The sequence below is a fragment of the Enterobacter cloacae complex sp. R_G8 genome (genome assembly GCF_024599795.1).
Classification (GTDB): Bacteria; Pseudomonadota; Gammaproteobacteria; order Enterobacterales; family Enterobacteriaceae; genus Enterobacter; species Enterobacter dissolvens.
Genome location: NZ_CP102246.1, coordinates 4143626 through 4166123, shown reverse-complemented (window position 1 = coordinate 4166123; position 22498 = coordinate 4143626). Strand labels below are relative to the sequence as shown.

General features: G+C 49.5%; 18 protein-coding genes. 17 read left to right on the top strand and 1 reads right to left on the bottom strand.

Features of this window, described 5'->3' with window-relative positions; genetic code table 11:
• Positions 1-139: 139 nt before the first annotated feature.
• A complete protein-coding gene (locus NQ842_RS19780; protein WP_303245924.1) occupies positions 140-979 on the top strand; it encodes an OmpA family protein in 840 nt (279 codons plus the stop codon).
• Between the two features lie 110 nt (positions 980-1089).
• On the opposite strand, the gene NQ842_RS19775 is transcribed toward NQ842_RS19780, so the two are convergent.
• The gene (locus tag NQ842_RS19775; RefSeq protein ID WP_043951568.1) at positions 1090-1785 is read right to left on the bottom strand and encodes a LuxR C-terminal-related transcriptional regulator; all 696 of its coding nucleotides are present in this window, start codon (positions 1783-1785) and stop codon (positions 1090-1092) included.
• A 364-nt stretch (positions 1786-2149) separates the two neighbouring features.
• Between NQ842_RS19775 and NQ842_RS19770 the strand changes: the two genes are divergently transcribed.
• From NQ842_RS19770 to NQ842_RS19695, 16 genes are all read left to right on the top strand, one after another.
• Complete coding sequence (locus NQ842_RS19770) at positions 2150-3289, top strand: polysaccharide export protein (protein WP_014830746.1); 1140 nt, start codon at positions 2150-2152, stop codon at positions 3287-3289.
• Between the two features lies 1 nt (position 3290).
• Complete coding sequence (locus NQ842_RS19765; RefSeq protein ID WP_257256238.1) at positions 3291-3740, top strand: protein tyrosine phosphatase; 450 nt, start codon at positions 3291-3293, stop codon at positions 3738-3740.
• A gap of 17 nt (positions 3741-3757) precedes the next feature.
• On the top strand, positions 3758-5905 hold the full coding sequence (locus tag NQ842_RS19760) for a polysaccharide biosynthesis tyrosine autokinase (protein ID WP_257256237.1): 2148 nt from the start codon (positions 3758-3760) through the stop codon (positions 5903-5905).
• Between the two features lie 297 nt (positions 5906-6202).
• Positions 6203-10075 (top strand): filamentous hemagglutinin N-terminal domain-containing protein, encoded by a 3873-nt coding sequence (locus NQ842_RS19755; protein WP_257256236.1) that lies wholly within the window; start codon positions 6203-6205, stop codon positions 10073-10075.
• A 330-nt stretch (positions 10076-10405) separates the two neighbouring features.
• Entirely contained in the window at positions 10406-11782 is a 1377-nt protein-coding gene (locus NQ842_RS19750; protein ID WP_257256235.1) for a ShlB/FhaC/HecB family hemolysin secretion/activation protein, read from the top strand.
• Between the two features lie 16 nt (positions 11783-11798).
• Positions 11799-12167 carry a holo-ACP synthase gene (gene acpS / locus NQ842_RS19745; RefSeq protein WP_014830751.1) on the top strand — a complete coding sequence of 123 codons (369 nt, stop codon included), beginning with the start codon at positions 11799-11801 and terminating at the stop codon, positions 12165-12167.
• A gap of 20 nt (positions 12168-12187) precedes the next feature.
• Positions 12188-12943: an SDR family NAD(P)-dependent oxidoreductase gene (locus NQ842_RS19740; RefSeq protein ID WP_047360748.1), complete on the top strand. Its 756-nt coding sequence runs from the start codon at positions 12188-12190 to the stop codon at positions 12941-12943.
• Positions 12944-12946: 3 nt separating this feature from the next.
• Positions 12947-13495 (top strand): 3-hydroxyacyl-ACP dehydratase FabZ family protein, encoded by a 549-nt coding sequence (locus NQ842_RS19735; protein WP_013095700.1) that lies wholly within the window; start codon positions 12947-12949, stop codon positions 13493-13495.
• 21 nt (positions 13496-13516) lie between these two features.
• The gene (locus tag NQ842_RS19730; RefSeq protein WP_013095701.1) at positions 13517-13798 is read left to right on the top strand and encodes an acyl carrier protein; all 282 of its coding nucleotides are present in this window, start codon (positions 13517-13519) and stop codon (positions 13796-13798) included.
• Positions 13799-13827: 29 nt separating this feature from the next.
• The gene (locus NQ842_RS19725; RefSeq protein WP_257256234.1) at positions 13828-14988 is read left to right on the top strand and encodes an aminomethyltransferase family protein; all 1161 of its coding nucleotides are present in this window, start codon (positions 13828-13830) and stop codon (positions 14986-14988) included.
• A 93-nt stretch (positions 14989-15081) separates the two neighbouring features.
• Entirely contained in the window at positions 15082-17640 is a 2559-nt protein-coding gene (locus tag NQ842_RS19720; RefSeq protein WP_257256233.1) for a beta-ketoacyl-[acyl-carrier-protein] synthase family protein, read from the top strand.
• Between the two features lie 4 nt (positions 17641-17644).
• Complete coding sequence (locus tag NQ842_RS19715) at positions 17645-18862, top strand: beta-ketoacyl synthase (RefSeq protein WP_014830755.1); 1218 nt, start codon at positions 17645-17647, stop codon at positions 18860-18862.
• A gap of 18 nt (positions 18863-18880) precedes the next feature.
• Positions 18881-19831: an ATP-binding protein gene (locus tag NQ842_RS19710; RefSeq protein WP_072095031.1), complete on the top strand. Its 951-nt coding sequence runs from the start codon at positions 18881-18883 to the stop codon at positions 19829-19831.
• 10 nt (positions 19832-19841) lie between these two features.
• Positions 19842-20549 carry an ABC transporter ATP-binding protein gene (locus tag NQ842_RS19705; RefSeq protein ID WP_014830757.1) on the top strand — a complete coding sequence of 236 codons (708 nt, stop codon included), beginning with the start codon at positions 19842-19844 and terminating at the stop codon, positions 20547-20549.
• Positions 20533-21180: a hypothetical protein gene (locus NQ842_RS19700; RefSeq protein WP_014830758.1), complete on the top strand. Its 648-nt coding sequence runs from the start codon at positions 20533-20535 to the stop codon at positions 21178-21180. The genes NQ842_RS19705 and NQ842_RS19700 overlap by 17 nt, the downstream gene beginning before the upstream one ends.
• Positions 21181-22491 carry an ABC transporter permease gene (locus NQ842_RS19695; RefSeq protein WP_063427254.1) on the top strand — a complete coding sequence of 437 codons (1311 nt, stop codon included), beginning with the start codon at positions 21181-21183 and terminating at the stop codon, positions 22489-22491.
• Positions 22492-22498 lie beyond the last annotated feature (7 nt).

Genomic DNA, 22498 nt, shown 5'->3' with positions numbered 1-22498 from the left:
ACACAGTCATTCACTGGGTTAATCGGGAATTTGATAAATGAAAGTAACCCTTAATAAGTTTAAAAAAATAAACCTGGCGTGTGCTATTACTGCCGCGCTCAGCGTATTGATATCCAGCACTGCATATTCAGCAGAACGAGTGAAGCACGTCATCGATATACCGGCAGACGTCAAAACCGCTTCAGGGAAGACGGCACCACAGCCCTACCGCCCGGTCGCAGATGTGACACCGGAACAGGCACAAATTGTGGTTTATTACCCTGAGGGGAGCGTACCCGCGACGATCTACGTCGACCGCGAGCTGCAGTCGGTACTGCTGCCGGGGCAATTTACCGTCCTGTGCGCCGCGCCAGGCACGCATGCGGTGGAGTCCTGGTTCAACGATCACCCTGCTTATCAGGGGAAACAAAATCCTCTGCAACAGCTCAATGCCGAAAGTGCGCAAACCTATTTTATTCAGGTTAATCCAGGTACGGCAGGAAATACGGCGGCCCTGGAAGAGCGTTCTAAGGCTGAAGCCCTGTTGAGTAAAATGCATAAACAGACCAAAATTATTAACCGTGCATCGCAGGTAAAAACCTGTGATTACGTTAATAACAGCGGTGTGGTGCTTATTCAGGAGCAAGTCCTGTTCCGCTTTGCGGCAAGTAATGCGGCAGGGATTTTTGCTGAATCCCGCAATAAGCTGGACGAGGTGGTGAAATTTACCAAAAAGGCGAATAACGTCAGTGAGATCCAGATTGTGGGTTATACCGACGCAATTGGTAGCCGTGAGGCTAACCAGCGCCTGTCTGAAGCACGTGCCGATACCGTTCGTTCATTGCTGATCGAGAAAGGGATTAAACCGGAGCTGATCAATAACACGACGGGCAAAGGAATAGCACAAAGCGCTGAAGGCTGCGGTACCTCTGCCAGCCAGCAAGCGGCAGGATGTAACGTCAATAGCCGTCGCGTAGAAATTTTAGTGAAAAGCCACTAAGTCAGCATCGATACAAAAATACGGATTGCGGAGACGCTTTCCGTATTTTTTTTGTGAATAATTTGACGGTGTTATGGAGACACGGGTGACGTGTTAGAGGCGGTGAGGGTTTAAGCAGTTTGTGGTTCGTACATCTTAATGTGGGCAATGCTGTAGTACTTTTTCTTTTCTCTGATTATGTCATGGTCAATCGAGGATTTAATGATTTCGCCGCAGGAATAGATTTTCTTTAAAGAGTTAAACCCCAACTGTTTCATTATGCTGTTGCTGTAGGTATAGGTGGTTTTTGGCTTGATGTTATATAAGGTACTGATGTCGTCAATCGTGTAGCCTGAGATCATTAACTTCAGGACACAGAACTCCATATGCGTCAGTTCGATATGTTTTTTGACGATCACGCTTTTGCTGGGGTGACGCTGGGTATGCATTTTCCTGACAATTTCATCGTTGGTCAGATTATTGATATTCACGAGACGATGTTTGTAATGCGAGCAGATGCAGGCGAAAAGCTCCGGAAAGATATCCGAGTGGTAAGCGATGATGATCTCTTCAATGGCGTGGAGGTTTGTTTTCTGTTTTAGTGAGATAAGCCACTGAAAGTAGATGATGTTGCTATAAATAGAGTCAGGAAGCACCAGGTACAAGGTAAAAAAACTATCTTTTTTCATACCTTTTACCCAGTCGTGTAAATGGTGCTGATTATAAAAAGAGAGAATCTCTTCTTTTTTGAACGTATTGGAAAGTAAATGGCGCAATCCGATGTTGCTGAAATGACATCTTGATAATATGACCCGCGACGTATCCATTTTTATCCCTTTGGTTAATGTATTCTGCACGCCTCTTTTTGGTGTAAGATTTGCATGCTAACGATCTTATGATACGGTATGTATATATTTTCATTTTACACGATGTCTCAGGGTTAATATGTGAGAATAGTCCCCGCACAAATGGGAATTGTTTACGTGCCTGATGATTGGACGGCTTTCTATATTAATGATAAGAAAGAGATGTCAGGGGTTAGGATTACTCCACGTCTACAGGACATGCATACTTTTAAGGTTTATCATTTAATCAATTGTGGAATGCCACGCTTCATTCTCTCTGCACCATCATGGGTGATTGATTAATTATAAGGAAATGTCATTTCACCGAAATGGCATAAAGAAAAGTATGAGAAAACTGCCAGCTCTGTTTATTTTCACCACGCTATTTTTACTGGCAGGGTGTCAGATAACCCCCGGAAGCCATATTGATACCGACGGAAAAACGGTTGTCGAAACGCCCGACCCCGATAATATTAATGACGTGAAGGTGAATGTTTACCCCGTTACGCCGGCACTGATTGAGAAATTACGTGAAAACGTCGTGGTCGCCCACGCCAATGCGGAGCTGAATAAACGACTCGAAGCGTATGAGTACCGTATTGGGGTTGGTGACATCATTATGGTCACGGTGTGGGAACATCCTGAGCTTACCACCCCGTCTGGCCAGTATCGTAGCGCCAGCGATACGGGAAACTGGGTCCATTCAGACGGCACTATTTTTTATCCGTACATCGGGAAAATCCATGTTAAGGATAAAACAGTCACTGAAGTCAGAGAGCTGATTACCGAACACCTGGCGAAATACATTGAGTCCCCACAGGTCGATGTGGGGATTGCCGCGTTTCGCTCTCAGAAAGTGTATGTCTCTGGTGAAGTTAATCAGTCCGGGCAGCAGCCCATCACTAACGTTCCATTGACCATCATTGATGCGGTTAATCTGGCGGGTGGGCTGACTGAAAACGCAGACTGGGGGAATGCTGTTTTAACCCAGGGGGGTAAAAAATCAATCATCTCGCTGCAAGCGCTTATGCAGTATGGCGATCTGCAGCAAAACAAGTTGCTCTATTCCGGCGATATTCTGTATATCCCGCGTAATGATGATTTAAAAGTCTTTGTTATGGGCGATGTGGTGAAGCAAACCACCATGAAAATGGATCGCTCAGGCATGACGCTGACCGAAGCGTTGGGTAATGCGGAGGGCATGAATCAATTAACCAGTGATGCCAGCGGTATTTTTGTGATCCGTTCGGAAAACAAACCGGATGCGTCAAAAGGAAAACAGGCAAATATTTATCAGCTTGATGCCAGGGATGCGACGGCGCTGGTGCTTGGCACCGAATTCAGGCTCAAGCCGTACGATATTGTGTATGTGACGACCGCACCGATTGCGCGCTGGAACAGAGTCATTAATCAATTAATGCCAACCATTAGTGGTGTCTACAGCCTGACTGAAACGACGCGCTTCATCAGAAACTGGAGTAATTAATATGAATGGCAGGTATCAGTCCATTCTTGTCGTCTGCACAGGCAATATTTGTCGTTCCCCGGTGGGGGAACGCATTTTGCGTTCTCGCTTGCCCAATATGATCGTGGATTCCGCCGGGATTGCTGCGTTAACGGGGGAAGCGGCAGATCCCGTCATGGTAGACACTGCCCGCGAGCATGGCCTTTCATTAGAGGGTCATTGTGCCAAACAACTTACACCGCTGATGTGTCGTGAATATGATTTGATTCTGGCCATGGAGCAAAACCATATTGAAGCCGTGACCCGCCTGGCAATGGAAGCCCGGGGAAAGACATTTTTATTCGGGTATTGGCTCCAGCAAATGGAAATTCCTGATCCTTATCGTCGGGGTCGAGATATCTCAGGTGTTATTTTTAAACAACTTTTTTCCGCTGCCGAAGAATGGGTCAAGGTTTTCCAGCAGGTTAAATAATCAGGGCTGATTAGAGCATGTTTGACAAACAGTTTAGCAATTCGCAAACCGATAATGTTCCGCGGCAGGAGGATATTGACATCGTTCAACTCCTCAAAGTCTTATATTACAGTAAGGTCTGGATAGCGGCGACGACATTACTGTTTATCGCTTTCGGCATCGTTATTGCTTACACCTTAGCGCCGGTCTATAAAAGTGATGCGTTAATTCAGGTTGAGAGAAATGCATCTACGGGGCTGTTGAATAAGCTCTCTACGATGCTACCTGAAGGCTCCGGGGTCGCTTCAGAATCTGAAATTTCGTTAATTAAATCGCGAATGGTGATCGGTAAAACCGTGCGCGATCTGGGGCTGGATATCTCCGTGACTGAAAAACGCTATCCGTTTGCGAATACCCTGCTCCTGCGCCTGTTTGGCAAATCCACGGGTAACATTGAGGTTGCAATTTTAACTGTCCCCGAGGAGTTCCTGAACGAAGCGTTGATCCTGACGATAACTGCTGCGGGTGAGTACACCCTGCAGGTCGGCGAGGCCGTTTTGCACGGTAAAGTGGGTGTCCCTCTTCACGCGCACGGCATTGATTTTATGATTGAACGTGCCGAACTGACCCAGGACACCGTGTTCATTTTACGTAAGCACAATGAATATTCGGTAATTGATGAGATCAAAAACAATATCGTCGTGGATGGAAAATCCGGTGGCAATGGGATGCTGCATCTGAGCATGACCGGCACCGATCCGGTGATGATCAGCAAAATCCTTGAAACGATCAGCCACAATTATCTTGCCCAGGACGTTGAGCGTAAGTCAGAAGAGGCCAGCAAGAGTCTGGCCTTTGTTAACGAACAATTACTGCAAATCAAAAACAATCTGGTGACGGCAGAAACGAAACTCAATGATTTCAGAAAGAATAATGAGTCGGTGGATTTATCCCTTGAAGCGAAATTCATTTTAGACAATGTGGTGTCCATTGATACCCAACTGAATGAATTAACCTTTAAAGAAGCTGAAATTTCAAAGCTCTATAAACGTTCGCATCCGGCTTATAAAGCGCTGTCAGAAAAACGTGCGGTACTGCAGGAAGAGAAAGAGAAGCTCAATCAACGTATCAGTACGATGCCGCGGACTCAGCAAGAAATTTTGAGCATGACCCGTGATGTGCAGATGGGAAATGATATCTATATGGTGCTGTTGAATAAGCAGCATGAACTCAATATCAATAAGGCCAGCACGCTGGGCAATGTTCGCATTATTGACAATGCCGTTACGCAGCATAAGCCGATTAAACCGAAAAAAACGTTGATTGTCATCCTGTCGGCGCTGTTGGGCTTCCTGTTCGCCTCCGGCGTGATTCTGCTACGCAACATGTTAATTAAAGGGATCAAACAACCCGCGGAGCTGGAAAAACGGGGCATCCCTGTCCACGCCGTCGTACCGCTGGCACCTGAACTGACAAAGAGCAGACGCTGCCGGGCGATTACCACCTATCAGTCTGATGAGCTGTTAGTGAAATCGTCGCCAACCTCGCTGGCGGTCGAGGCGATAAGAGGGCTGCGGACCAGCCTTCATTTCGCCATGCTGAAGTCAGAAAATAAAATATTAATGATTTCAGGCACCTCTCCGGGGGTGGGTAAATCCTTCGTCAGTTCAAACCTGGCGGTGCTGATGGCGCAGGCCGGTTCACGGGTGCTGCTGATTGATTGCGATCTGAGAAGGGGATATTTGCACAGCATCTTCTCGCAGGCGGAAGGCCATGTCGGGCTTGCTGATTATCTCTCAGCGAATGTGGCGGTGTCCCAGGTGATAGAAGAGACAGAGTACCAGGGCGTCGATTTTATTGGCCGGGGAAGAATGGTCAATAACCCCGCCGAGCTGTTTATGACGGAGAAATTCCAGGCACTCGTTGCCGCCTGTTCAGCGCAATACGATGTCATTATTCTCGATACGCCGCCTATTCTGAGCGTTACGGATGCCGCGATTATTGGCCGATTTGCCTCAACATCTCTGATGGTCGTCAGGTTCGAACAGAACTCGATCCAGGAGGTGGAAGCGGGGCTGCGTCGATTCAATCAAAACGGGATCGCCATCCAGGGGGTCATATTCAACGGCGTTGAAAAACGCGCTTCGGCCGCCTATAGCTATGGCGATTATTCATACCAGGAGTAATTCATCTCTCTTCTTTTAAGGAATAAGTCTTGACAGGCAGGGAATGTGTAATATTCCTAATGCCTGTGGACTTGTTCCTGGTTAAAAGTTCCCGTTATGTAATGCAGTCTGAATGCCAATTCCAGATAAAAATGCCAGAATTAATACCAAGGAATGCTCTTAAAATCTAAATTAATGAACCATCAGGGAACCACAAGGGGGGATAAACAGTAATCAACGGATATGAAGTAGTGATTTAGAGTGGTGATGTTATATTTTTGAAAAAATGTAATGATTCCGAAATAAAGAGTCGATTAAATGAATAGTAATAAAAATAAAGTCTTTCAACTAGAGTTGAAGTGGCATCCTGTTGCCGCTTCTGTGCTACTCGCTCTGCCAATTGTTGCGCACTCAGCAGCGATCAACATCAAGAACGGCGTGGTTTATACTGCCGGGAATGTGCCTGTCATTAACATTAATAAAGCCAACGATAAGGGGCTTTCTCATAATGTGTATGACAACTTAAACGTTGATAAGAATGGGCTTATCTTCAATAACAGCATGACTGAATCAAATACCGTTCTGGCGGGTAAGATTCAGGGGAACAGCAATCTGACGTCCGGGACGGCGAAAGTCATCCTGAACGAAGTCACGTCTAAAAATGCCTCTGCAATTAACGGCATGATGGAAGTGGCCGGCGATAAAGCCGATTTAATAATTGCTAACCCGAACGGTATTACCGTTAACGGTGGCGGCGCCATTAACACCAGTAAACTGACCCTGACAACCGGTACGCCGGATATTCAGAACGATCAGTTAGCCGGTTATTCTGTTAACGGTGGTACCATTACGCTGGGTAAACTGAATAACGCCAGCCCGACGGAAATTTTGTCTCGCAATGTTGTCGTGACCGATAAAGTCACAGCTAACGAGCTGAACGTTGTCGCCGGTAATAACTACGTTAACGCTGCAGGTCAGGTGACCGGTTCAGTAGCCGCAGCCGGAACGCGTAATGCCAACAGCATTGACGTTGCTGCGCTGGGCGGTATGTATGCCAATAAGATTAACCTCGTCAGCACCGAAAGCGGTGTCGGCGTGCGTAACCAGGGCATTATTGCGGGTGGCATCAACGGCGTAAATATTGACGCTAACGGTCAGCTGCTGAACAACACTGCGCGCATTGAGTCCTCTGGTCAGATCAATATTAAAACCAACGGCGCACTGAGCAACGTCACCGGGGATATTACCTCTGTGGGTACCATCGCGCTGGACACCAATAAAAACAGCCTCAACAACAGCCGTTCAGGCAACATTTCGACAATGGGAGACCTCTATGTCAATAGCGGCGCCATCGATAACACCAACGGCAAAATGGCGGCGGCAGGCATGCTGGCTGCGGATACCAACGGCAACACCTTAACCAACTACGGTAAAGGAAATACTGTCGGTATTGAAGCCGGTATCGTGGCGTTAAAAACCGGTACCCTGAATAACAGCAACGGCCAGATCAAGGGCGGGTATGTGGGTCTTGAATCTGCTGCTGTGAACAACAACAGCGGTTTAGTCGACTCCCTTGGCGATGTGAACGTGGTGAGCGGCGGTAACGTCGATAACAACCGGGGCATGATCCGTTCTGCGGGCGGTTTCACCAAGATTGCCGCGAAAGGTACGATTAACAACGGCGCGACCAAAACCGCCGACACGGCCAGCAATGACTCGTTAGGCATTATCGCTGAGAAGGGCGTGCAGATTGCCGCGAACAGCATCAATAACAACGGTGGGCAGATGGCGTCAAACGGCGATATCTCCCTTGAAAGTGCCGGCGCGATTGATAACTACTCGGGCAAACTGAACTCAAACAGCAAGGTTATTGCCAAAGCGGCCTCTATGCGTAACGACAACGGCGGTGTTGCGGGTCGTACCGGTGTGAGTGCCGCAGTGGGTGGAAACATCACCAACTACATCGGCGTCTTCAGCTCTGAAGAAGGGGATGTTGCCCTGGCATCGAATGCCCTGAACAACCGCGGTGGCTTCATTATGGGACAAAACGTCACCATTAATGCCAACGCAGGGGTGAACAACAACACCGCGTTCATCGTTGCCAGTAAGGTATTGAGCGTCACTGCAGGCGATAACATCGAAAACCGTTACGGTACCGATTTCGGATCCGCATTTGGAACCTACTTCGGCATGCCGCAGCAGAACGGCGGTATGGTTGGTAAAGAAGGCGTCTCGCTGTCCGGGAACTATATCTATAACGGCGAAAGCCGCATCATTGCTGAAAATGGCCCGCTTACAATGCAGGCACGAGGCAGCATTGATAACGCGCGTTCGTTGCTGGTCAGCGGCGGGGATGCCTCCATCAAAGCGGGAAGCACCCTGACTAACAACTACGCAACCATCTACAGCGTGGGCGACCTGCTGATTGATGCGAACAGCGTGAGCAACTACAGCAACGGTGCGCTGGAAGATAACAACGCGACTGGCGTTATCGCGGCAGATAAAAAACTGACCATGAATGTGAAGAACAGCTTCACCAACTATGGCTGGATCAGCAGCCTCGGTGATGCCATTCTCAATATTCTGAACGGTTCTTTAACTAACCGTAATACGCTCTCCGCTGAGAAGTCTCTGACCGTGTCTGCACAGACCGGGGTTGAAAACCTGAAAGATATCGCCGCGGGCGAGCATCTGGTGGTGAACAGCCAGCGTGGTGTAACCAACAACTCCAACAGCAATATGGTGGGTGATAAGGTCACGATCTCTGCGGTCTATGATATTAACAACCGTGGCAATATCGTGGCTGACAGCAGCCTGGCGATGAGCGCTAAAGGCAATATCTATAACGATCTGAATATGATCAGCTATGGTGACATTGCCTTAAGTGCCAATAACATTGATAACGGCTCGCGCAAAATCAAAGCGGTGGGTGATGTCACGCTGACAGCGGCCGGGAATGTGAGCAACAGCCGCGGCGAAATCAGCTCTGAGACTGGCGATATCACTATCAATGCGGGTGGCACCGTAGATAACTACTATGGTCAGCTCCTGTCCGGTAGCGATATTGCGCTGAAAGCGAACCGTCTGAACAACGACTACGGTCGGGTTGCCGCTTACGGCAATATCGATCTGGCGCTGACGGGGTATTTCGACAGCAACCGTGGTTCCGTCCTTTCTCAGACGGGGGATATCACACTGGCTGCCAACACCGTTGATAACAACAACGGTCTGATTGCCGGTAAGAATGTCACCGTCGAGTCAAAAGGTGCGGTTTACAACAACACTGCCATGATCGTGGCGGACAAAAAGCTCTCCGTGAACGCGGCAGGGAATGTTGAAAACCGTGACGGTAACAACTTCGTACGTAATCATGGCGAAACCTTCGGTGTGACGGGCGATGTGGGTGGCATGATTGGCCGTGAAGGTGTCGCTGTTTCCGGTCAAAACGTCTACAACAACAACAGTAGCATCATCGCTGATAACGGTGCGCTGAGCGTGCTGTCTAAAGGGACGCTGGACAACACCCGCGCGATGCTGGTGAGCGGCGCTGACGCCATCATCAAAGCGGCCGGTACGTTCTATAACAACTATGCCACCACCTACAGTGCAGGCAACCTGGATATCACTGCGGGTACGCTGAACAACTACAGCGATGGCAGCATGGAGAGCAACACGGCGACCGGCGTTATCGCGTCAGATAAGAATCTCAATCTGACGGTTGATAACAACGTCACCAACTACGGTTGGATCAGCGGTAAAGGCGATCTGAACTTCACTATCCTGAAAGGTGCACTGACTAACCGCAATGCAATCTCTTCAGGTAACGCTCTGGCGATTAATGCCCTGAACGGTGTTGAGAACTTTAAAGACATCGTGGGTGTGGCCAGCGCGAAAATTGATACTCAGCGTCATGTTACCAATAATGCCAACGGCAATATCCTTGCACAGAATATCGTGATTAATGCCGGTGCCGACATTAACAACCGCGGTAATATTGTGAGCGATTATACGCTGTCTGTGAAAACAGCAGGGAATATCTATAACTACCTCAATATGCTGACGTATGGCGTTGCGGGTGTCACGGCGAATAACGTGACAAACAGCGGTCAGGATGCAGTATTTGGTGGCTTATACGGTATGGAACTGATTACCAATAAAGTGACCAATACCGGCACGATTGTTGGTATGTAATCTAAAAGTGTAACAAAAGGCAGCAGCTATTGTCTGATAGCGCAAAGTCAGCACGAGACCCTGCTGCCTTTTTTTCTGAGAAAGTGAATGGAACTGCGATTTAAATTTTTACTGTCATTGCTGGTAATGTCGTCTCAAGCGTTTGCAGTTGACGATATTAATGCCCTGATTAAACAGCAGCAAAATGCAGATCTAAATACTTTCAAAGAACACAAGGTGTATCGGCAGGATGTTTTCTCCAGCACCGAACGTAAAGTATTTAGACTGGATAAATTACCTGAGGAGAAAAACTGTTTTACCCTTAAAGCACTTGTTCTTGATAATGATTTTTTGAAACGTAAAACCGAAAAGGCGATAAAAAAAGAGATCGTCGGACGCTGCGTGGGCAGCATCGGTGTGGTGAAAATTGCCGCCGCGTTACAGGATTTTTATATCGATGCCGGTTACATCACGACCCGCATTACGATCCCTTCGCAGAATATTTCGTCTGGTACGCTGAAGCTTGACGTCAATGCGGGGAAGATAGAAAAAATTATTGTCGAGCATAATGATATTAATCCATGGATGCTGCCGTTTGCGAAAGAGGACATCCTTAATATTCGCGATATCGAGCAGGGTCTGGAAAACCTGCAGCAAGAACCCGGCGTGGATGTGAAGATCAATATCGAGCCGGGTACGAAGCACGGGTATAGCACCATTCGCATCAGCACCAACCGGGAAAAACAGTGGAGCGTGCGGGCGAGCTATAACAACTGGGGCGATAAAGCGACAGGAGAACACCTGACCTCTGTGGTGGGCTATCTCTATAACATCGCCCGGTTTAGCGATCTGTTTTATCTCGCCGGAACGAAGAGCACGACGGGTCAGTATCAGAGTGTAAGTGGTTACTATGCCTTGCCGGTAGGCTACTGGAACTATTCGCTGTTTTATAGCAGCAGCAAGTCGCGTCAGGCGATACCGCTCTATTACACCACGGTGGATTACGCCGGTAAGAGTGACTACGGGAGCATTAAGGCGACGCGCACGGTCTACCGGGATAAAAGCCGGAAGGTGACGGGGAATGCCGAGCTGATCCGTCGAAAAGCCAGTTATACCCTTAATGGCGAGGAACTTGTTTTACAGAAGCGTGACATGGATAACGTCAGGTTTGGCGTGAATTACACGCAGCAGCTGGCAAATGCACACTGGGATTCAACGGTATCCTGGCAGCGTTTTGTCACCTGGTTCGGCGCTGAAAAAACGCCGGATATGGTGTATGGCAATGTCAGTCCCGTCAGTCAGCTGGTGAATGTGGAAAGTCGCTATACCCGACAATTTTCTCAAACCGCCTATAGCGCTTTTTTTTTGGCGCAATACGCACCGCGTGAGCTGACGCTGCAGGATCAAATGACGATGGGCGATCGCTGGAGCGTGCGCGGGTTTGAAAACAGCGTTGGCCTGACCGGGAACAGCGGGTACTACCTGCAAAATACATTTTATCGCCCGGTGCGAGGAATGAACGCAAATTATTATGTTGGCGTAGATGCCGGTCATATAAGACGGGACAGTGTCTATGGCGAAGAGATTATCGTCGGCAGCACCCTGGGTATTCAGGGAAGTGTGAAAAGCCTAGCGTACGATTCATCAGTCTCCATGCCGGTTAAATATCCTGGCAGCATGGACGTGAATAAATTTAATTTTAATCTGAATCTTTCTTATCAGCTTTGAAAGGGAAGCATGATATATGCGTATCGGCACGGACATTGTGGAAGTTTCGCGCATACAGCGAGCGATAACAAACTGGCAAAGCGATTTTTTACAGCGCGTCTTTACCCCGCAAGAAAATATAAAAATTAACCGGGAAGATCCTAACTATGAGCGCGCATCAGGTTTCTGGGCGGCAAAAGAGGCGGTCGTTAAGGCGCTTGGCTGTGGATATCGCGACGGCATCACCTTTAAGGATATTGAAATAAACCATGACGAATTGGGTTGTCCCCATCTGATTTTCTCTGGGCGAGTCAAAGAGCTGCTTATTGAAAAGCAGATGGCGAATGCCTCGCTCAGTATTTCGCATTGTCAGCACTATGCGACAGCCGTTGTCATACTTTATTAACCTAACTAATTGTGAATATTATGTATCAATATAATGATCTTAAGGAAAAGACGGTTCTGGTCACCGGCGCCAGTGGTGATATTGGCCTGGCGATCTGCGCTAAATTTCTTGACCAGAATTGCGATGTTTATGCGCTGTATAAATCCAATGCCACGCAATTAACGGAACTGAAAGAAACGCATCCGGCAGGAAGCAAGCTCACCGTAATTCAGTGCGATCTCGCCGATGCGCAGAGTGTCACTGCACTCTGTTCACGCCTGACCGAGGAAGCAGGCAAGCTGGATGTGCTGGTTAACAACGCCGGGATTGTGAAAGACAGCCTGTTTGCCTCGATGAGCTTTGATGATTTCAGCCAGGTGGTAGACACCAACCTGTTCAGCATTTTCCGTCTGACGAAAGAGGCTTTAATGCTGCTGCGCTCCGCAGAACACCCGGCCATCATCAATGTGGCCTCCATTGCGGCCATTATCCCAAGCGTCGGGCAGGCGAACTACAGCGCGTCGAAGGGCGCAATCCTGGGATTCACCCGCACGCTGGCGGCTGAACTGGCGCCGTATGGCGTGCGCGTAAATGCCATCGCGCCGGGGATGATTGAATCCAAAATGGTGAAAAAAGTATCCCGCACGGTGGTGCGTGGCGTAACGGCTTCTATTCCATTGCGTCGTCTGGGCAAATGCGACGAGGTTGCCAATACCGTCGTTTATCTGGGCTCCACTGCCTCCAGCTACATTGTGGGTCAAACCATCGTTATCGATGGCGGCCTGGTGATGCGGTGATTTATGTCTAAATACGTTATCCCCTCGAAGATCTTTCTGGAAATGGGCGGCTGGCGTCAGCCGCTGCTGATGGTCGACAGAATTGATGACTTCAAATATGGCGAAAATGGCTTTGTGAAGGTGACGAAGCATATCACCTACAACGAGCCCTATTTGCTCGGGCATTTCCCGGACGATCCGATCATGCCTGGGGTTATTATTTCTGAGATTTTTGGTCAGGCCAGCGAGTACCTCTCGTTCCTCACCGATATTTGCGATATCTACAACCAGACATACGGCACGGAACTGAAATCGTTACGCGATATTCATGCACTCATTCAGCGTGACGAGATGCGGGAGATCATTCGCACGCGCCGCGCGCAGGTTCGTGGTGTTCTGGCGGCCCAGAATTTGAAATTTAAAGATATTGCCTACCCAGGTGATTCGATTGAAGTGACCAGCAAGCTGGCATTTTCTGATGCCCATGGCTTTAAGCATTATTCCGTGACGGCTAACGTCGGCAAGCGGTTAATCAGCCATGGCACCATTATTAATTTCCGCGAAACAAAGTAAACCCCTGAGAGAGTTAAAACCATGTCTACAATGAAAAACGAAATTGACCAGCGCAAGGACGTGCTGATGACAATTAAAACTGAGATCATTCAGCGTTTAAATATCCAACGTGATGAATCTCAAATTGATGATGATACCGCCCTGTTTGGTAATGGTTTAAAACTGGACTCCGTTGATGCAACGGAAATCGTGGTCATGCTGGATAAAGTTTTCGATATCAAAGTGAGCGAAAGCGATGATCCTTCTTATATGAGAAGTATCAATAATCTGGCGACGTTTATCATCCAGAAGAAAAAAGCTTAATTTATCATTGCGAATAACAGGATCACGTTATGAAGTCTCTTTATGATTTTCATTTAAAAAACAATGCGAAAATGGGCATTTACAACAATGCCAACGTTCCTTCTGCCTATCACGATCCGATGGTGGAATATAAAGCCGTACGTGAAAATGCCCTGCTGGTGGACTATTCACACATGTCCATTGTCAGCGTGATGGGTGATGATGCCTGGGCACTGGTGAATTATTTTGTCTCTGCCGATGTATCAATTATCCGTGACGAGCAAGGGATCTACTCGCTGGTACTGAATGAAGACGGTACGGTGCGCGGTGATGTGTATGTGCTCTGCTCATCCGACGGCTATTACATCATGTCCGAGAACATTCCGGCGGCGGAAATTATCGCTGGCCTGAACGCCCTTCTGGAAAAAGCCGTCGAACTGGATATCCAGGAAACCCCTGAAATTGCTGATATGCGCGAGCAGAACTGGGGCGCGATCATGGTAGAAGGGCCGTACTCCTGGGAACTGATGTCTGAGATCCACGGTTTCGACGTGATTGGTCTGCCTTATTACGAATACATGAATACCGACGACGAGCTGATGGTATTCCGCTGCGGTAAACACGGTGAATTCGCCTATATGGTTATTGGCCAGCAGGAACAGCTGCTGGATCAGTGGCAGCAACTGCTGGAGCACGGCGGCAAATACCTGCTGCAGACCGGCGGGCTGGATTACCAGAAAATTGTGCGTATCGAAAACCCAGGCTGGGATGAGGCGCTGTGGGCTGAGTACAACCTCAATCCGGTAGAGCTGCAGCTGCAATGGGCTGTGCAGTACGACAAAGAGGGCTTTGTGGGTAAAGACGCGGCCGAAGAGCTCTCTCACCGCGAAGGCGCACGCAAGGTGATCGGCATGATTGTCGAGGGCGAATGTTCGGGCATTGAATCCGGCGATAACGTACTGGTTGAGGATCAGGTGGTAGGGAAAGTCGCTAAGGCTATCTATTCTCCAGCCCTGCAGTGCTTTATTGCCCTGGCGCTGATCGACAATGAATATGCATGGTCTGATATTAGCGGCTTTGCTATTCAAACGCGTTCTGAGACGGTGGCCGCGAAAACCAAAGGTATGCCATTTATTTATAACCTGAGCATGCTGGTTAATCCAACTGAACACAGTTTTGTGGATGCCTCTAAAGCGAAAAGCGCACTGTAATTATTAATCGAAACAGCGAGAAGCGAATCCGTGGGAATAACACCACGGATCCTTTTCGCTGCTCATTGCCTGTACATGGCGGTACATATATTTATGAAGACAAACAGAAAACGGGTTGTCATTACCGGGATCGGTATTCTCTCTTCGCTGGCTGAAAACCTGCAGGATTTCAGAGACGCCTTACTGAATAAAAAAAATGGCGTCACGGACAGCGTGCGTTTTTCAAAATGGTTTGAAAACGCCAGAGCCGCTGAAGTCTTGCATGACATTGACTATTCGGAATTACCGGACGACGTTATCGCCTCCTTGGATAATGCCGCACTCTGGGCCTACAAAGTGGGTAAAGATGCGCTGAATCAGGCGGGGCTGGCGGAGAACAAAGCGCACCTCAAAGAAACCGGTTTAATTGTCGGCGTGTCGTCTGCCGGGACCGAGGCATTTCTGCCGCTGTTTGAGCAACGCATGGAAGACTTTTCCCTGCGTAAGGCGCTGTTCTCTGGCGGTTTCTCCTCCTGCTGTTCCAGCGTCTCCACGCTGCTCGGGTTACAGGGCGGTGTTGAACTGGTCGCGACCGCCTGTACGGCCAGCCCTAACGCGGTCGGCATGGCGTTTGACTACATCCAGAACGGCAAAAGCAAAACCATGCTGGCGGTCGGGACAGAACCTATCTACCTGCCCACCTTCGCGGGCTTTTATGCCCTGAACGTGATGCATCCGGACGCCTGCACGCCATTCTCCGGCAATTCGGGTATGTCCATCGGTGAAGGAGCCGGGGCGATCGTGCTGGAAGAGTACGAACATGCTGTCGCACGTGGCGCCACCATTTACGGTGAAATTCTCTCTTATGCCACCTCCTGCGATGCGTTCCACGAAACCGGACCGGATCCACGCGCCAGCGGCGCGGTACAGGTGATGCATAAGGCGATGGAAAATGCCGGCGTTACCCCGGATCAGATCGAATACGTCAACGCCCACGGTACCGGAACAGAAGCCAACGATCGTATCGAAACGCTGGCGATGAAAAAGGTGTTTGCCAACAATGAGAAACTGTTGGTGAGCTCTACCAAGTCTTATTTTGGTCATAACATCGGCGCGGCGGGGATCGTCGAACTGATCGCCTGCCTGGTCACGCTGCCGGATAACCGCGTGCTGCCGACGCTGAACTTCACCAACGCGCGTCCAAACTGCGATCTGGATTACGTGCCAAACGACTTCCGTGACCAGAAAATCAACCTCTTCATGAAGAACAATTATGCCTTCGGCGGTAACAACTGCAGCATGATTATCAGCATGGAGCCTTGTTCGGTCCCGGTCAGTGCCTACGACGAAAAGCGCGTGGCGATCACCGGCCTGGGTGCCGTTTCCGCGATTGGTCACACCGTTCACGAGATCCTCGACAACGTATGGCAACAGAACCATACCGTTGAGCTGGGCGGCGTCACCTTCCCGGAAGACACGCTGGAAGAGGCAAAAGAGTTACTGGATGTGCTGGAAACCACCCGTCAGTTCGAAGCGCTGTTTGGTGACGATTTCAACGCACTGATCGAAACGCTGCCGGAAGCGAATGAACACTTTAAGACTTTCCAGGTCTCCGGGCTTGAACCGCGTAAACATCTGCGCCGCTTTGACCCTCGCAAGGCCACGCGTGGCGGTACGTTCGCATTAATTGCCCTGTCCGAAGCGCTGGAGCAGGCGAAGCGTAAAATCAAGCGTGATGGCGATGAGCTTGGCATGGTCATGGGAATGTCCAGTGGCCCGCAGGAGACGACCTACAAATATCTGCAGAGCCTTAAGCCAGACCCACGTAAAGTCAGAACCTCTGAATTCCCGGGATCGTTAATGAACTCCATCCCGACGTTCTGCGGTATTTCGGAAGGGATCAAGGGCTACACCACTACGCTGGCGACCGGCGAGAATGCAGCATTAGGCGCATTAACCTACGGCTACGAAATCGTGCGTCAGGATCTGCAGCCGCAGGTGCTGGTGGGCGGCGCGGACGAGTATTTCCCGTCCATGTCACTCTATATGGACGCCGTTACCCGCAAGCTGCATATGACCTCTGACGCCAGGGAATATCAGATCTACGGTAACGATCCGAAGGGTTACATTCCTGGCGAAGGCGCTTGCATGTTGCTGCTGGAAGATCCGCAGCGTGCAGCCGCGCGTGGTGCAGAAGTGCTGGCGGAAGTGGCCGGTTACGGTAAAGCCTGTAGCAACAGCTATTTTGATGCCTCTCAGCGGGACGAGAAATCCTCCTCCATGGCGCTGGCTATCGCCCGTGCGCTGGCGGATGCCGGTATTACGGCGCAGGAGATCGACCTGGTCTGTGGTACCAGCAACGGCAGCGATGACAGTTCGCGCATTGAAATCGATGCGATCTACGACACCTTCGCCGGGGCAAAACCGGACGTGCCGGTCGTGAACTACAACGCCTGCTTTGGCTTTGTCGCGTCAGCTGCCGGACTGCTTAACCTGGCCGTCATCATTGACTGTTTTAAGACGCAGGCAGTTCCCGCTATTCCTCATACCGTCGAGTTTTTCGATAAGCGAATTAACTTCGTTCGTGAACCGTTAAAACTTGCCCTGAAGCACGTATTGCTGGTGGGTGCGACGGAAGGCGGTAACTACTACGCGTTTGTGATTAAAGGATAATATTGTGGATAATGCCGCTATCATTTCGGGGTTCAGTTCTTGTCTGCCGTTTGCCGAAGACAGTCTTCAGCTTATTCAAAATCTGAAGCTGGGCAAACGCGTTGAAAGAAAGCCCTGGTTTAAATCCGACGACGAGGCAATTAAATGTGGGTTCGATGGCAATAAACATATTGCCACGCTGGATCATACGGATGATAGCGCATTAGATCTGCTTTATCGTCTGATTGACGATGCACTCGACCAGGCCGACCTGGATGTCCAATGGCTGGCCGGGTGCAATGCCCGGGTTTATTTAACCGGTATCGGCCCGCGGGTCGATGGCATGGCCTTTAAAAGTTTCTATAACAAAAATGATGTGGAGGATATTTATCTTTCAAAATCATTAATGCAGCTGCATGTGGATAATATGTCGCAGGATCGTATTGCCGGTCACCTTGCGCGTAAATACAACCTGCAGTATTTACCCCCGAATATGAATTGCACCAGTAATTCATCCATGACAGCCGTGCATTTAGGTTGCCAGGCCATCGAGCATGGCGGCGTAGATATTGTGCTCGTGGTGAACTGCTCAAAAATTAAAACGCAGGATATCTGGTTTCTGGATACGCAATCCATGCTGGATAGCCATCTTGTTCAGCCCTTTGGTGAAAACAGCCAGGGGGTGCTTTTCGCGGAAGGCTATAGTGCCATTCTGCTGGAAAATTCCCGCCACCGTCGCGCCAGAAAGGCGAAGGGCGGCGTGCGGTTGCAAACAACCTATACCCAAATCAGCGCAGGCAGAAGCAACGACAGCTCATGGCTCAGCACCAATATTTTAAAAGTGATGCAGGCCACAATGAAGAAAGCCGAACTGGACGTTGAGGCATTGTGCGCGATTATCCCTCACGGTAACGGTTCATCCGTCAGCGATAAAGCGGAAGCCAAAGCGATAGCGATGTTGACGGAAGGAAATCCGGTTCCGGTACTCGCTTATAAAGGCCAGATTGGCTATACCGCAACCGGCTCAGGGATTGTCGATTTAATCATTGGTCATCATTCGCTAACCCAGCAGGAGCTTATTTCCCCCGTTGGCAATGACACCATTATTGATGCCGTTGCTCAACATGTCCTGATTGACCGTGGCGTTATTGGTCATCACAAAAACCACCTGCTTAAAGTCGGGGTTGGCGTGGATGGTTCCATTATTGGCGCCGTGATGTCTGATATTCATCCAGGCTGTTGAACGATCATGGAGAGTAACATGTATTTATCCTCATTTTCGCTCATTGAGCCGGAAGATAAATTTTATTTCTATCAGCCCAGCTGGCTAAACGCGTGGGAGTCGCATTTATTTAATAAAGCGCTCAAATCAACCCATGCAAACGGCTGGGGGCTGAAACGTTTTGGTACGCAGCCGGAGTTATATGCCGGTGAGATGATCCGCAATCCTCAGTATCAAAAATACCTGGATGCGATGGAGCAAGCGGCGGATGACGCGCTCATGGCGCTGCCGGCGAAAGAGCGAATGAAGCTGCTAAAGCAGCGCACGGCATTTATTTATGTCGACTCCTGGGGCGAATCCGGGCCGTTTGAAAATATCTCCAGCGCATTACACATCTCAATGATTGATACGCTGCCAAAGAACCTGGTGAAGAAATTTTCTGTGAATTCACCGACGTGCAAAATCCGGGGTGAAAGGCAATCCTTCATTCAGGCCCTGAGTCTGGCACAGGATTATCTGAGCTGGGATGTGTTTGATTACGTGGTGATCTGCGCCGCCTACCGTGCGATCCCGGTGCTGGTGTTTTCGGACGAAGATATCGCGCTGAAGTGGGGAGAGAAGCACAGGGGGAAAGCCCAGGATGTCAATTTAACCGTTGAGCGTGCGGGCTGTTTCATCTTTAGTCAGCATGAAAGCGCAATCCGGGTGAACGGCGGTCAATACGTGATGGCCGATACCCTTGAGGACACGCAGGCAGCGGATCGCGTGGCGTTTGCCGGTCTGCGTAAAGAGATGCTGTCCCGCTCAACCGTTTCGCCGCATAAGACGTTAGATCTGGTCGATACCTTTGGTGCCAGTGGCTGTCTGACGCCGGCATTAAGCTTTGCGTATCTCCAGCAGGCTCCTCATTTTGCGGGAAAATTAAGAACTGTCGTTCCCGATAAACAGTTCGGTTACAGCTATTTCGACATTGACTATTGCAAGGAATAACGACACCCCCATGAGCGGAATGATTAAAGAACTCCCAATGATATCGCTGAACAATATCTATAAGAGTTATGGCTCGGGCGAAGGCAAAGTCGATGCCCTGAAAAATATCAATCTTGAAATAGAGAAAGGCGAATTTCTGGCACTGTGCGGCCCCTCCGGCAGCGGTAAAAGTACGCTGTTAAATATCCTGTCGGGTATTGATAAGCCGGGATTTGGTTCGGTGATGTTTTTGCGAAAATTACTCAACAATTTACCGGAAGAACAATTATCAGAAATTCGTGGCAAGCATCTGGGGTTCATATTTCAGTTTTTTAACCTCATCCCCGTGCTGAGCGTATTTGATAACGTTTTTTACCCGCTGGTGCTGAATGGGCACATTGGCAAAAAAGAGGCGAAAGAGCGGGCGCTGCATTTTATCGAGAGCGTAGGACTGGCGGGATATACCGAACGTAAGCCGGGCCAGCTTTCGGGTGGACAACAGCAGCGCGTGGCTATTGCCCGTGCACTGGCGCATGACCCTCAGGTCGTGATTGCCGATGAGCCAACCGGAAACCTCGACCTGGTCACCGGTGAGGCCATTCTCGATCTGCTGCTGAAAATCAACCGGGAGACACGCACCACTTTCATTATTTCGACGCACTCAAGCCAGCTGAAAGAGCGCGCGCGGCGTGTGGTTGAAATTAAGGACGGAGTATTAGTTCATGATTCACAATCGTAATTTCTTCATTCTCTGCTGGCTACTGATCTGCATGGCCTATGCCGGGAGCGTTAAAGCCGCCGCGGCCCCCATGGCTGAGCAGGTGATAAAAAATGGCTTCCCGACGCAGGCCGATAAGCTAGCCGATATCACCCGTGCGTTGTTTACCGAATACAAGGCCAATGATAACGCGCTGTCGCTGGTTTTTTATGCCTACGGTATGCTGCGCCAGGCGGAACATGCCCTCAATACCAATGACGTCATTCGGGCGTCTGAGTATGGCAAAACGGGCTTTTTCTATCTCGATGAAGCGGTGGACCTCTACGAGGGCAATCAACGGGTGCGCTACATGCGTGCCCGTGTGGACGCGTACCTGCCAGCCGATATTGGCCGCTGTGTGGTGACGTTAAAAGATACGGAACAGATGGCGAAAAGCCCTGACGTATTCAATGCCGGGTTGATGAAGCACATTGACGAAATGCGTTATCGCGCGCTGTTGAGCTGTAACCGTACCGCCGAGGCAGACGCGCTGCTGGCGCAAACAGAACTGCGTCACGCCAACTCTGCATTACCACTGGCTTCTGGCGATGCGCCAGAGTGGGATATCAACGAAGTGACAGAGGTCTTGTTACCGCTGGTGAAAGGGAACTAAATGTCCGGGGTTATGGTGTTAGCGAATAGTGTTGTTGTACTGATTCTGATTTTTGTCCTCTGGTGCGTATTATTCCGCTCGCGGGATGTGAAGTTTGCTTTTTTAAACCTCTTTCGCCACAAGAGACGATCTTATTCAACCATTGCCGCCATTATGCTCGGTGGCGTGTCGATTTTTCTGTATGGCGGGTTTATCGATTACTCTTTCTGGATTTTGAAAGAGCAAACGATTCGAACCAATATTGGTCACGTGCAAATTTATAATGAAAATTATTTCCAGACGTCGAATAAAAACAAAAGCCTGATTGCAGATTATGCGTCCCTGAAAAAGGCGATTCTCAACGATCCGGATCTTGCACCGCATATTTCGACGCTGTCCGGTCAGCTGGAATTTACCGGGGTGATTTCGCAATATGAAAGCGAAACCTCCAGCTATTTTTCCGCCCTGGGTGTGGAGCCGCTGCCTGCGTTAAAGCTGGGATCGTTTGATAAATTAATTTCCGGCAGCGATCTCTCCCGGGTGCGTACCGACGAAATCACGCTGGGCAGTGGGCTGGCGAAAACGCTTAATGCACACTACGACGACTGGCTGGATGTGCTGGTGGTGAATACCGAGGGCGGGCAGGGCGCGTTATCGATGAAGCTTCGCGGCATCTTTGAGTCCGGTATTAAGGATTACGATGATGTGGCGATGAAAATCCCGCTTGATACCGCACAGCGCATCATGGGAACCCACAGCGTCAGTAAGGTATTAATCCTGCTGAAGGACGACGATACCGCCGTCTTTAGCGCCAAACTGCGTCAGTTTATTGCGAAGCATCATTTACCGCTGCTGGTCAAAGACTGGAAAGAGACCTCGATCTTTTATCAGCAAGTAGAAGGCTTATTATCCGGGATCTATTTCTTCATTAAGCTCATCGTCGGATTGATCGTGATCTTTATGATCGGCAATTCGATGACCATGAATATTATCGAACGTACCCGGGAAATAACCACCCTCAGGGCGATTGGCCTGAAACCCCTGCACGTCACCAGGCTGTTTTTACTGGAAGGGATTTTTATTGGTCTTATCGGCGCCCTTGGCAGTCTGGCGACAGGTTATGCCATTGCCTCTGCCATCAATCTTTACGGTATTGCGATGCCGCCGTCACCGGGGCAATCGCTGGGCTATACGGCCTTTATTAAAACCGACAGCGTAGCACTGACCTGGATAACCCTGGTATTACCGATCCTGGCCGCAACCGGCGCCTCTGTGCTGCCTGCATTACGTGCTTCACGGCTGAATATTTCAGATGCTTTTAAATTTTCGTAAGGAAGCG